We start from the raw sequence: 12,026 nt of genomic DNA, 5'->3' as shown, positions 1-12,026 counted from the left end.
CAGGCTGCTATTTATTGCCAACGCTCCAGGTTTTGCTGCAGCAGTTGCTCCGGCAACGCCCCGGCAACGATCTTTTCCATCTCCCTCGCCAGCGCCTCACGCAGCTGCGGCTGGTTGCAGGGCGAGTCATGCGACAGCGCCAGGTACAGCCCTTCGCTGGATATCGGTGGCTCCAGCACCTGCAAAGTGTCGGCAATCCCCAATGTGCGCGCCAGCGCCAAGCCGGGATACTGCTCGTACACCACATAATCGCTGCGCTTGTGCATCAACTTCTCGAATGCCTGCCTGGCACCGGGTACCGCTTCGAGGGTGAGGTTGGTCCTGGCGTAGTCGTCGAACTGCTGGCCGTGGCTGTTGTTGACCAGCGTGCCGCCTTTGCGCCCCTTCAGGTCGGCCCATTGCTTGTACGCAAAGGTATTGTCCTGGCGCACCCAGACAACGCTGGGGGTATGCAGGAATGCCGGGGCAATGAAGTCCATCTGTTGCCGGCGGGCCTCGGTCAGGAAATACCCAGCCATCAGGTCGATCCGGCCCGTGCGCACTTCTTCCTGGGCGCGCGACCACGGCCCGCCGTAGACCACCTCGATTTCCAGCCCCAACTGCTTGCCCAGGTACTTGAGCAGGTCGGCATTGGCACCGATCAGTTGCTCGGGGTTCTGCGGGTCGCGCCACAGGTAGGGGGGGTATTCCGGGTTGCCGGTGGCAGTCAGCCGCCGGCATTCCTCATGCGCTACCGCCGCCAGCGGCAGCAGCAGGCACGGCAACAGCAACAAGGCGTGGCGAAAGCAGCGCTCGATCATCGACAACCCTCGGCACATGTGACATCCGCAGACCCGGAGCGGTGGCCAAAGGCTGCCACATCCTGTGGTCGACTGCAGCACCCATCTGTGCGTGCTGTAGACAGTCTGGACCATGTATGGCCATCAGGTTGGCCTTTTATCGGCCAGAAGGAGCGGCCCTCGTACTTCAGGCCCCCTGCCGGCGCATCGCCAGGATCGCCGCGCCAAAACCGATGAAGGTGGTGCCCACCACCCGGCTGACCCAGCGCGACAGCAACGGCCGGGTCAGCACGCCCTTGGCCCGCGCCGCCAGCGCGGCATACAGGCTCAGCGAAACCAGCGACAACGCCACGAATATCCCGGTCAGGATCAGGAACTGCGGCAGCAGCGCCGCCCCCTGGTCGATGAACTGCGGGAACAGTGCGGTGAAGAACATGGTCGCCTTGGGGTTGGTCACTGCCGTGAGGAAGGCCGACTTGTAGAGCTTCAGCGGCGTGGGCCGGACCTTGGCCACACCCTCTGCGGCGCCCTGCGCCAGCATCGGGCTCTTTTTCAGCAATTGCCGCGCCCCCAGGTAGAACAGGTAGCCCGCCCCCAGGATCTTCACGGCGTTGAACAGCATTTCGGAACTGGCCAGCAGCGCGCCCAAGCCCAGCATGGCCGCAGCAGAAAGGCAGAACAGGCCCGAACCATTGCCCAGCGACGACCAGATCGCGCTGCGCTGGCCATGGGCCAGGCTGTTGTTGATGGCCATCAGGGTGGCAGGGCCGGGGCTGGCGATCGCGATGGCAGCGACCAGGGTAAAGGCAAACAGCGAGTGAGAATCCATTTTCAGGCTCGTCAGACAATCAGGAAAGGCCGCGCACAGGGTGCGCAGGTTCAGTCGGCATTCTGCCGCTTGGCCGCCTTCTTGGCGATAGCCTTCATCCGCGTTGCCGCCCGCTGCACGGTGGCCATCTTCTCGGGGCGTTTCATGCCCCGCCATTTGCGGATTTCGTCACGGGTGCGGCCGCAGCTCACGCACAGCTCGCTATTGAGCTGGCACAGCGAGACGCAAGGGTTGTCGATGTCTTTGGCCATGCCGCCACTCAGCCGGGCATTTCTGCCCGCGCACGCTCGGCGGCGCCGTGGAACACCTGGCGCACTTCCTCGGCCTTGACCTTGCTGACCGACCTGGCGGCCAGCAGCTCGTCGACCACGCGCAAGCCCTGTTCCAGGGCGGTGGCCAGTTGCTCGGGGTCGGAGGCGTCAGCGATATCACCCAGATAAGGAGCGATGAGATACACGTAACGGTCCTGCAGCTTGAGCGCTTCCAGCGCGTCGAGGGCTTTCTGGAACCGATCGGCAGCGGCAGGGCTCATGCTCAATTTATCGAAATGAATCAGGCTCACACGGTCAGTGGCCATTTGGACGAATCTCCGTTTCCTGGTACGGCCAGGCCCACAAGCAGCAGCGCTTCTACGGTGCTCGGATGTGCAGGCCCGGGGAATGCCCATCAGGGTACCAGAACGCGAAGCAGAAAGGGCCATCGCCCCCAGAACTAAAAGTATTTGGCAGGTCGCGTAATGGACGCCCCGGGGCGTTATCGGGACAGGAGCCGCCGTTTCGTGCACAGGATAATCCCGCCAGCAATCTCCCGGCCGAGGCAGTCATCGAACTCGGTAGCCCACACAACAACAAGCCTGCACCTGCAGGTAAGCCAGAAAGGGGCCTCATCATTCATGGCAAAGGAACACATCACCGAAACGCTCGACCTTGGCGTGACGGACCCCTCGAAAACCGCGGAAGCGCGCCAGGACCGGCGTTTCGAGGGCAAGCTCGACTGGATCGTCTTTGGTTTCACCAGCCTCCTGGCAATCGCTTTCGTCCTCTGGGGCTTCCTCAACCAGGCCAGCCTCGCCAGCAGCGCCTCCAGCGCGCAATCCTGGGTCATTCTCAACTTCGGCTGGTTCTTCGTGCTCACCTCCACGCTGTTCGTGGTGTTCGTGCTGTGGCTGGCGGCCAGCCGTTACGGCCGGGTCCCGCTGGGCCGTGATGGCGAACAGCCAGAATTCCGTACGGTGTCGTGGGTGGCGATGATGTTCAGCGCCGGCATGGGCATCGGCCTGATGTTCTTCGGCGTTGCCGAACCGCTGTCGCACTATGTGTCGCCACCGCCTGGGACGGCCGCCGGGCAATCCAGCGAAGCGATGCAGGTGGCCATGGCCACCACGCTGTTCCACTGGACCCTGCACCCCTGGGCCATGTATGCCATCGTCGGCCTGGTGATTGCCTATGGCACCTTCCGTCGCGGCCGCTCGCAGCTGATTTCCGCCGCCTTCCGGCCGTTGATCGGCAAGCATGCCAACGGCCCGCTCGGCCGCCTGATCGACATGATGGCGATCTTCGCCACGCTGTTCGGCTCGGCGGCCTCGCTGGGCCTGGGCGCGCTGCAGATCGCCGGCGGCCTGGAGTACAACGGCTGGATCGAAAGCCCCGGCAAGCTGTTCTACATCTCGATCATCACCCTGCTGACCATCGCCTTCGTCACCTCGGCGGTGTCGGGCATCGGCAAGGGCATCCAGTGGCTGTCCAACACCAACATGGTGCTGGCGCTGGTGCTGGCGCTGTTCGTGTTCATGGTCGGCCCGACCCTGCTGATGCTCAACCTGCTGCCAACCTCGATCGGCATCTACGTCAAGATGCTGCCGGAAATGATGGCCCGCACCAACGCCAGCGGCGGTGAGCAGATGAACAGCTGGCTGGCCGGCTGGACCGTGTTCTACTGGGCCTGGTGGATTTCCTGGACGCCGTTCGTGGGCATGTTCATCGCCCGCATCAGCCGCGGCCGCACCATCCGCCAGTTCGTTACCGGGGTGCTGCTGGTACCGAGCCTGGTCAGCCTGGTGTGGTTCACCATCTTTGGCGGCGCGAGTATCGACGCCCTGCGCGAGGGCGCCTTCCAGCTGGCCAATGGTGCGGTCAACAGCAACCACGCGCTGTACCAGTTGCTGGACAGCTACCCGCTGGCCTCGGCGACATCGGTGCTGGTGATGGTTCTGGTGGGTATCTTCTTCGTCTCCGGTGCCGATGCGGCCTCGCTGGTGATGGGCACGCTGTCGGAACACGGCACCACCACGCCATCGCGACGTACGGTGATCTTCTGGGGTGCGCTGACCGGTACTGTTGCGGCGATCATGCTGGCAATCGGTGACCCGCGCGACCCCGGCGAGGCGCTGACCGGCCTGCAGAACCTGACCATCGTCGTGGCCCTGCCGTTCGTGGTGGTGATGGTGCTGCTGTGCCTGGCGCTGTACCGCGACCTGCGCAAGGACCCGATGATGCTGCGCCACCTGCGCGGCAACGAACTGATCGAAAAGGCCGTGCTGTATGGCGCGGTGAAGCATGGCGAAGAGTTCTACATCGTGGTGCAGGAGAAGAAGACTTCGGCCAAGCCGGCGTCGGCAGAGGCCGAAGTGACCGGCAACTGATCGGGCAAGCCCGCTCCCACAGGGACCGCGTGAGCCGGAGCCTGCGCCGTACCTTGTGGGAGCGGGTTTACCCGCGAAGCAGGCGGCGCGGTGGATGGCACCGGCTTTGCCGGTGTTCGCGGCTAAAGCCGCTCCTACACGGGTACGGCGCAGGTTTCAGGTGCCCAATCAATCGCGCAGGAAGCTTTCCTCGAACGGGTAATGGGTCAACAGCTCATACCCGTCCTCGGTCACCAGCAACTGGTTCTCCAGCTTGATCCCGTCACGCCCGCCCACTTCGCCCACATAAGCCTCCACGCACAAGGCCATGCCCGGCTGCAGTTCGCCTTCGTAGCCATAGGACTCGAGGTCTTCCGGGTAACGAATGCTCGGGTACTCATCGCATAGCCCCACCCCATGGAACATCACGCCGTAACGCTGCGCGCGGCAGCTCTCGGGCAAGCGGTGGCCGTTGCGGGTGAGTTCGGTGAAGCGCACGCCAGGCTTGACCATTTCGGCGTTGACGTGGATGTGTTCATGGGCAATGCGATACAGGCGCTTCTGCTCTGCCGTGGGCTCAAGGCCACCGCAGATCCAGCTGCGCGACATGTCCACGCAGAAGCCATATACACCAATCAGGTCGGTGTCGAACGACAACAGGTCACCGTCACCGAGCACCCGCGGGCCGGACTCCTGGAACCAGGGGTTGGTACGCGGGCCAGAGCTGAGGATGCGGGTTTCGATCCATTCGCCGCCGCGGCGGATATTGCCGCTGTGCAGCGCCGCCCACACATCGTTCTCGGTGGCCCCGGCACGCATGGCCTGGCGCATTTCGGCCACCGAGGCTTCGCAGGAAGCCACGGCGCAGCGCATGGCGAGGATTTCGTCGGGGCCTTTGATCAGCCGGGCGAATTCGGTCACTTCCTGGCCATTGTGCACCTGCACGCCGAGCGCATCGAGGGCGCGCAGGCCGGCGACTTCGATGCGGTCCACGGCCAGGCGGCGGTTGTTGCCGGCATGGGTGCGCAGCAGTTCGTCGACCTGGGCGCAGAAGCGCCGGGCATGTTCCTCGGTGCGGTCACCGGTTTCGAAATAGAAGAACGAAGCGCCACTGCGCAGTTCGCTTACCAGCGGCAAATGCGCAGACAGGTGATCGCAGCCATGGAAGTCCCACAGCACCACATGGCCGCTGGCGGCGACGAAACAGGCTCGCGCGGGATTGTGGGTGGTCCACAGCTGCATGTTGGTGGTGTCGGTGGCATAGCGGATGTTCAGTGGGTCGAACAGCAGGATGCCACCGAGGTCGCGGGCCACCAGCTGCTCGCGGATACGCTGCAGGCGGTACTCGCGCATGGTTGGCAGGTGCGGCGCCTGCAGGCCGAGGGCAGCCCACTCGGCAAAGGCCAGCGGCGTAGGGCCGATTTCGGTGCGGTCGTTGTCGTCGACCGAACCGTCGGCCTTGAGCGCAGCGGCGCGCTGGCGCGACGGGTCGATACGGCGGGCATTGGCGGGGATCGAGAACGGCGATGTCATCATGGCGTGCGGATTTCCTGGTTCTTGTTGTCTGGAAAACAGCGATGCATCGGGGTTGGCGTACGCTTCATCGTGCGTTGATACGCCTGCTCATTCGATCAGTCCCTTTGAATGAGCAGCGGAGCCCCCAATTGCTACCCGAGTCTAGGGCGGGGCTGCGAGCCGATACATCGACATTTTCTAGGGCTTATTGATTACAAAAACTCATGGTCAAGCACGCCCACCCCGATCAGCCCCCGATCAAGATGCCTTCACTGCCGTAATCAGCCCTTCAACGCCGCCTCTATCCTGGCCACATCGATCTTGCCCATCTGCATCATGGCCTCGAACGCCCGCTTGGCCGCCGCCCGATCGGGGTGCCCGATGGCTTCGATGAGGATGCGCGGGGTGATCTGCCACGAAATCCCCCATTTGTCCTTGCACCAGCCGCAGACGCTGGCCTGGCCGCCATTGTTGACAATGGCATCCCACAAGCGGTCGGTCTCGGCCTGGTCCTCGGTGCTGACCTGAAATGAAAAAGCCTCGCAGTGCGTGAAGGCCTTGCCTCCATTGAGCCCCACGCAGGGAATGCCCATGACGGTGAATTCGACCGTGATCACGTCGCCCTCCTTGCCCGACGGGTAATCACTCGGCGCCTTGTGCAGCGCGATTACCTTGCTGTCGGGGAAGACGCTGGCATAGAAGTTGGCTGCCTCCTCGGCATCATTGTCGTACCAGAGGCAGATGGTGTTCCTGGCAGTCATGGTCTTGCTCCATGAATGAATGTGAACTCCAGAGTCTAGCCCCGGCAAGCAGGGTGAATTCACAGGATCGACAAGGGGTACTCCACGACATTTTCCTCATTGGCAATGCAGCAAAGCCAAGCCGGGTCCTGCAACATCCTGCAGACATTTCCGACGTCAGGTAGTGAACCCGCCTACAAAAAAACGGTCTTTGGCTGACGGTCAACTCACCGACCGGTTCATCGGCCCAGTCACCGGGCCTACTTTTGTCCTGTTTCAGCGAAGACCCAACATGCCCGATTCCCGCCCAACTGCTTCCGCCCTCACTGCCCTGCGCGGCGGCCTGATCGCCACCCTGGTGGCCCTTGCCGCACCGGTGCACGCCGAAGAGCCTGCCAGCGACGCACGCTGGGTCAGCGACAGCCTGAGCACCTACGTGCGCAGCGGCCCCACCGATGGCCACCGCATTGTCGGTACACTCAAGTCCGGGCAGAAGCTGACCCTGATCGGCAGCCAGGGCAACTACAGCCAGGTGCGCGGGCAGAACGGCGATGTGGTGTGGATTCTCAGCAACGACCTGCAGTCGGTGCCAGGCCAGAGCGAGCGCCTGCCGCAGCTCGATGCCCAGGTCGCGGACCTGACCGGGCAGTTGAAGAACATCGACGACAGCTGGAAGAGCCGCGTGCAGGGCATGCAGGAAACCCTGGATTCACGCAAGAAGCTGATCGACGAACTGGAGGCGCGCAACAAGGCGCTGAATGAACAGCTCGACCAGAGCCAGTCGCAGCTGCGCGATACCCAGGCCCGCCTGGGGGACGAGAACAAGCAGGTGATGATGCGCTACATGGTGTATGGCGGCAGCATTGCCGGCGCGGGCTTGCTGGCGGGGCTGATCCTGCCAGCGCTGACCCGTGGGCGCAGGAAGAATGATCGCTGGTTCTGACTGGGCTTTCCTGCACTGGCCTCTTCGCGGGCTTGCCCGCTCCCACAGGATTTCCAACAGGCTCAAGGCCTGTGCAGTACCTGTGGGAGCGGGCGAGCCCGCGAAGAGGCCAGTGCAGGACTGCAGCTACTTCCCGCGCGCCTTGTTGTAGATGGTCTTGGCCCGGTCGGCGGAGGCCTGGCACTTGATCATGTCACCCGCAGCCTGCCCTTCCTTGGCCTGCTTCAACAGCTCGTGGTAGTCATGCGCCATGCCACCGTGCAGCGCCTGGCCATCAGTCTTCTGAATGTCTTCAAGCTCCTTGATCTTGGCCGCACAGTTGCTCGCCGGGTCTGCGTGTGCGGCAAAACTGAGGACCGAGGCAATCACCAGCAAAGGTATGCATTTCGTGGATTTCATGGAGCGTTCTCCTGGAAAACCTGAAGGGTCGTCGAGATGACATTGGCTCGACGCAGCAAACAGCATAGTCGGCCATACGCCCCGGCGCCTCGCTTCAGCCCAGGGGCTATGCCCCCTCGGCAAACAGGAAATCGATGAACACCCGCACCCGCAGCGGCATGTGCCGGGCCTGGGGGTAGATCAGCATGAACGGCCGCGAAGTGCCGCCAAACTCGGCGAGCACTTCCACCAGTTCGCCACTGGCCAGTGCGTCCTGCACGGTAAAGCGATAAGCCTGCATCAGCCCGCCGCCGTGGCGCACCAGCGTGGCGGTGGCGAGGAAGTCGCCCAGGCAGGTGAACCCACCCTGGGTTTCGATCTCCACCTGCTGGCCATCCTGAAGGAAGCTCCACGGCGGGCGGCGGCCACTGCTGGGCAGTTCGAACTGGATGCACTCATGTTGCAGCAAGTCGTGCGGTGTTCGTGGCGTGCCGGCACGGGCCAGGTAGCCCGGCGTGGCCACCACCACCAGTTCGGCATCTTCCAGGCGACGCGCCACCAGCCGCGAATCGGCCGGCTCGCGACCACGAATGGCCAGGTCGAACGGTTCCTCGGCAAAGTCGACGTTGCGGTTGCTGACATGCACATCCACCTGCACCTTTGGGTAACGCTGGCGAAACCGCGGCAGCAGCGGCAATAGCCGGTGATGAGCATAGGGCGTGGGTGCACTGATACGCAGGCGGCCGCTCGGCTCGACCTGCCCGCCCGTGACCTGGCGCTCGGCCTCGACCAGCTGCCCCAGTGCCTGCCGACATTGCTGGTAATAGGCCTGGCCGGCTGCGGACAGGCGCATCTGCCGGGTGGTGCGGACGAACAGGCGCACACCCAGGCGCTCTTCCAGGCGCGCCACGCTGCGGCTGACCGCCGCCGGCGTAACGCCGGCCTCCGTGGCCGCGGCAGTGAAGCTGCCGCTGTCGGCGGCCAGGCAGAACAGCTCCAGGCTGCCCAGTTGCAGATCGTCGAAATGGCGGGTCATGACGGCTCGATTGATTACATGATGTATCGATTGAAATGCCCCGCGCCTCATTTTTCAAGTGCTGATTGCAACCTACAGTGGCTTCACACCGAGCCCATGGCTCACTTCACTGGAGATCATGCACATGAACACGCCACGCACCGTCATCATTACCGGGGCCTCGAGCGGCCTGGGTTTCGCCCTGGCCGAGGCCTTCCTCGAACGCGGCGACAACGTGGTCGGCAACGCCCGTAGCCAGGCCCGCCTTGAGCAAGCCGCCGCCCGCCTCGGCAACCCATCGCGCTTCATCGGCGTGGCTGGCGACATCGCCGAACCGGGCACGGCGCAGCGCCTGTTCGCCAGCGCCGAGCAAGCCTTTGGCGGGGTCGACCTGCTGATCAACAACGCCGGCATCTTCATTGCCAAGCCATTTGCCGAGTACAGCGAAGCGGATGTCGACGCCTTGGTCGGTACCAACCTCAAGGGGTTCTTCTACCCGGCCCAGGAAGCGGCGCGGATCATGACCAGGCAAGGGCATGGGCAGATCATCGCCATCACCGCCTCCATCGCCTTGCAACCGGACACCCGCGTGCCGGCCCTGCTGCCGGTACTGGTCAAGGGTGGCCTGAACCAGGCGGTGAAAGGCCTGGCGCTGGAACTGGCAGCCAGCGGCGTACAGGTGAATGCGGTGGCGCCGGGGATCATCGAAACACCGCTGCATGGCGGCAACACACAAGGCATGGGCGCGCTGTCACCCAGTGGCCGCACCGGCTTGCCACAGGATGTCGTGGATGCAGTGTTGTACCTGGCCGACTCACGCTTCGTCAGCGGCGTGATCCTGCCGGTGGATGGCGGTAGCACCGCTGGCACCTGGCACTGACAGAGGAGCGAGAACCATGCCCTATGTCCATATTCGCGTAACCGATGAAGGCGTGAGCGCTGAGCACAAGCGCCAGCTGATCGAACAGACGACCCGCATGCTGCAGCAGGTGCTGGGCAAGCCGCCGGCCAGTACCTTTGTGGTGATCGAGGAGGTGCCGACCGATAACTGGGGGGTTGGCGGAGAGACAGTGACCGCGGTGCGGGCCCGAGAGCGAGGGTGACCCCAGGGGCCGCCTTGCGGCCCAATCGCCGGCAAGCCAGCTCCCACAGGTACGGCGCTGCCTTCAGGCTATCGCTGTACCTGTGGGAGCTGGCTTGCCGGCGATTGGGCTGCACAGGAGCCCCTACTGGCGCAACCGCTCCAACGCCTGCAACACATACCCCGTGGCCCGCTCCACCTGCCCTTCCCGGCAGGCAATGCCCAGTTGCCGCCACAACCCCGGCCGCAGCGGCCGGCGGGCAATGCGCCGGTCCAGCTCGGCCGACTCCCCCTCCTGCGGCAGCAATGTCGCCCCATACCCGGCCCCGACCAGGCTCTTGATCGCATCGTTGTAGTTCAGCTCGATTCGCGGCTCGGGGTACAACCCCGCTGCCGCGAACCACTCGCCGGTCACCCGCGAAAGCTGGGTGCTGCTGTCGTTGAGGATCAACGCCCGCTGCGCCAGCCAGGCCGGTGTGACCTTGGCCGGTGGCTGCCAGTCGGCCGGCACGTAGGCCAGGATCGGGTCGCGCCGCCAGGGCGTAACCGCAAGCCCTTTGCCGGCCACCTGTGGCAAGGCCACCAGGCCGATATCCAGCGTGCCCTCGCGCAAGCGCGCCAACGAGGCCTGGGAGGTCAGCACCTGTACCTGCACATCGATCCCCGGGTGCACCGTACGCAAGTGCTCCAGCGCCTGCGGCAGCAGGTGGGCGATGGCACCGGTGGAAGCGCCCAGGCGCACCCGGCCGGTCAGGCCCTCGACCTGTCGGCGCACTTCATCCAGCGCCAGGTCGGCGTCGGCCAGCAGGCGACGGGCACGGGCCAGCAGGGTTTCGCCGATGACCGTGGGCCGCACCTGGCCGCGGGTGCGGGTAAGCAACGGGGCGCCGATGCGCGCCTCCAGCTCGGCCACGTGCAGGCTGATGGTGGGCGGTGCCAGGTTGAGCTGGCGGGCGGCTTCGGCAAAGGAGCCCAGGTCGGAGATGACCACCAAGGTGCGGAGGCGATCGAGGCTGATTTCGCGCATGGGCCAAACTCATTCAGAAAAGATGAACATATCGATCATCATATTCAAATTTTCTTTACCATAGCCACAAGCGAGCATAGGCCATCCCTCCCCGACCGGACTTTGACCATGCACACCCCTGTTGTCTTCATCGACGGTGACCAAGGCACCACCGGCCTGCAGATCCATGCCCGCCTGCAAGGCCGCAGCGATCTGCGCCTGCTGACCCTGCCCGAAGCCGAGCGCAAAGACCCGCAACGCCGCCGCGAGGCAATCAACAGCGCCGACATCGCCCTGCTGTGCCTGCCCGACGATGCCGCCCGCGAGGCCGTGGCGGCGATCCACAACCCGCAGGTGCGGGTGATCGACGCAAGCTCCGCGCACCGCACCAGCCCAGGCTGGGTCTATGGCCTGCCGGAGCTCGACGAGCAGCAAGCCGAGCGCATCGCGCACAGCAAGCGCGTCAGCAACCCCGGCTGCTACCCCACCGGCGCCATCGCCCTGTTGCGCCCACTGGTCAAGGCCGGCCTGCTGCCAGCGGATTACCCGCTGAACATCCACGCCATCTCCGGCTATTCCGGTGGTGGTCGCGCCGCAGTCGAACGGCATGAACAGCCCGCCGCCGGCAAAACCCCGGCCCTGCAACTGTACGGCCTGGAACTGGCGCACAAGCACGTGCCGGAAATCCAGCAGCACGCCGGGCTGTCGGCGCGGCCGATGTTCATGCCCGGCTACGCTGCCTACCGCCAAGGCATCGTGCTGAGCATCCCGCTGCAGTTGCGCCTGCTGCCCGGCCAGGTCAGTGCCGAACAGCTGCAGGCCTGCCTGCAGCAGCACTACCAGGGTGCCCGCCACATCCAGCTGATGCCCCTGCACCAGCACGGCGCAGCGCCGAACCTAGACCCCGAGGCGTTGAACGACAGCAACGACCTGCGCCTGGCGCTTTACGCCAACCCTGAGCATGGCCAGGTGCTGCTGACCGCAGTGTTCGACAACCTCGGCAAAGGTGCCTCCGGTGCGGCGGTGCAAAACCTCGACCTGATGCTCGGTGCATTGCAGGTACAAGGCTGATCGGCAAAACCGGTTAGACTGTACAGCCCGCGCCCGCATGGCGCGGGCC

14 protein-coding genes are annotated in these 12,026 nt (G+C 64.5%); 5 read left to right on the top strand and 9 right to left on the bottom strand.

The window, feature by feature from the left end:
* Positions 1-11 precede the first annotated feature (11 nt).
* The 4 genes from CAG22_RS08250 to CAG22_RS08235 form a co-directional block, all read right to left on the bottom strand.
* On the bottom strand, positions 12-800 hold the full coding sequence (locus CAG22_RS08250) for an ABC transporter substrate-binding protein (RefSeq protein ID WP_085591573.1): 789 nt from the start codon (positions 798-800) through the stop codon (positions 12-14).
* Between the two features lie 166 nt (positions 801-966).
* Positions 967-1,608, bottom strand: a complete 642-nt coding sequence (locus tag CAG22_RS08245) for a LysE family translocator (RefSeq protein WP_085591575.1) — start codon at positions 1,606-1,608, stop codon at positions 967-969.
* Positions 1,609-1,658: 50 nt separating this feature from the next.
* Complete coding sequence (locus CAG22_RS08240; protein WP_012271937.1) at positions 1,659-1,859, bottom strand: DUF1289 domain-containing protein; 201 nt, start codon at positions 1,857-1,859, stop codon at positions 1,659-1,661.
* An 8-nt stretch (positions 1,860-1,867) separates the two neighbouring features.
* Entirely contained in the window at positions 1,868-2,185 is a 318-nt protein-coding gene (locus tag CAG22_RS08235) for a hypothetical protein (protein WP_025338810.1), read from the bottom strand.
* Positions 2,186-2,500: 315 nt separating this feature from the next.
* Here CAG22_RS08235 and CAG22_RS08230 point away from each other — a divergent pair, with 315 nt between their 5' ends.
* Positions 2,501-4,249, top strand: coding sequence for a BCCT family transporter (locus tag CAG22_RS08230; RefSeq protein ID WP_075044977.1), 1,749 nt, complete (start codon positions 2,501-2,503; stop codon positions 4,247-4,249).
* 168 nt (positions 4,250-4,417) lie between these two features.
* Here CAG22_RS08230 and dddP read toward each other — a convergent pair whose 3' ends face one another.
* A complete protein-coding gene (gene dddP / locus CAG22_RS08220; RefSeq protein WP_085591578.1) occupies positions 4,418-5,764 on the bottom strand; it encodes a dimethylsulfonioproprionate lyase DddP in 1,347 nt (448 codons plus the stop codon).
* Positions 5,765-6,024: 260 nt separating this feature from the next.
* Positions 6,025-6,504, bottom strand: a complete 480-nt coding sequence (locus CAG22_RS08215) for a VOC family protein (RefSeq protein ID WP_085617079.1) — start codon at positions 6,502-6,504, stop codon at positions 6,025-6,027.
* A 271-nt stretch (positions 6,505-6,775) separates the two neighbouring features.
* Between CAG22_RS08215 and CAG22_RS08210 the strand changes: the two genes are divergently transcribed.
* Positions 6,776-7,426, top strand: a complete 651-nt coding sequence (locus CAG22_RS08210; protein ID WP_085692793.1) for a TIGR04211 family SH3 domain-containing protein — start codon at positions 6,776-6,778, stop codon at positions 7,424-7,426.
* 126 nt (positions 7,427-7,552) lie between these two features.
* Here CAG22_RS08210 and CAG22_RS08205 read toward each other — a convergent pair whose 3' ends face one another.
* Both CAG22_RS08205 and CAG22_RS08200 read right to left on the bottom strand, forming a co-directional pair.
* Entirely contained in the window at positions 7,553-7,825 is a 273-nt protein-coding gene (locus tag CAG22_RS08205; RefSeq protein ID WP_085617081.1) for a hypothetical protein, read from the bottom strand.
* A 106-nt stretch (positions 7,826-7,931) separates the two neighbouring features.
* A complete protein-coding gene (locus CAG22_RS08200; protein WP_003259239.1) occupies positions 7,932-8,840 on the bottom strand; it encodes a LysR family transcriptional regulator in 909 nt (302 codons plus the stop codon).
* Between the two features lie 124 nt (positions 8,841-8,964).
* On the opposite strand from CAG22_RS08200, the gene CAG22_RS08195 reads away from it, so the two are divergent.
* Complete coding sequence (locus tag CAG22_RS08195) at positions 8,965-9,699, top strand: SDR family NAD(P)-dependent oxidoreductase (protein ID WP_025338804.1); 735 nt, start codon at positions 8,965-8,967, stop codon at positions 9,697-9,699.
* A gap of 16 nt (positions 9,700-9,715) precedes the next feature.
* Positions 9,716-9,922, top strand: a complete 207-nt coding sequence (locus CAG22_RS08190; RefSeq protein ID WP_061551649.1) for a 4-oxalocrotonate tautomerase family protein — start codon at positions 9,716-9,718, stop codon at positions 9,920-9,922.
* 123 nt (positions 9,923-10,045) lie between these two features.
* Here CAG22_RS08190 and CAG22_RS08185 read toward each other — a convergent pair whose 3' ends face one another.
* Positions 10,046-10,927, bottom strand: a complete 882-nt coding sequence (locus tag CAG22_RS08185) for a LysR family transcriptional regulator (protein ID WP_025338802.1) — start codon at positions 10,925-10,927, stop codon at positions 10,046-10,048.
* Between the two features lie 108 nt (positions 10,928-11,035).
* Between CAG22_RS08185 and argC the strand changes: the two genes are divergently transcribed.
* Positions 11,036-11,977, top strand: a complete 942-nt coding sequence (gene argC, locus CAG22_RS08180) for an N-acetyl-gamma-glutamyl-phosphate reductase (RefSeq protein ID WP_085705192.1) — start codon at positions 11,036-11,038, stop codon at positions 11,975-11,977.
* Positions 11,978-12,026 lie beyond the last annotated feature (49 nt).

The sequence above is a fragment of the Pseudomonas sp. B8(2017) genome, assembly GCF_002113575.1.
Classification (GTDB): domain Bacteria; phylum Pseudomonadota; class Gammaproteobacteria; order Pseudomonadales; family Pseudomonadaceae; genus Aquipseudomonas; species Aquipseudomonas putida_Z.
The sequence above is the reverse complement of the archived record's forward strand: the minus strand, read 5'-3'. Positions and strand labels throughout refer to the sequence as shown.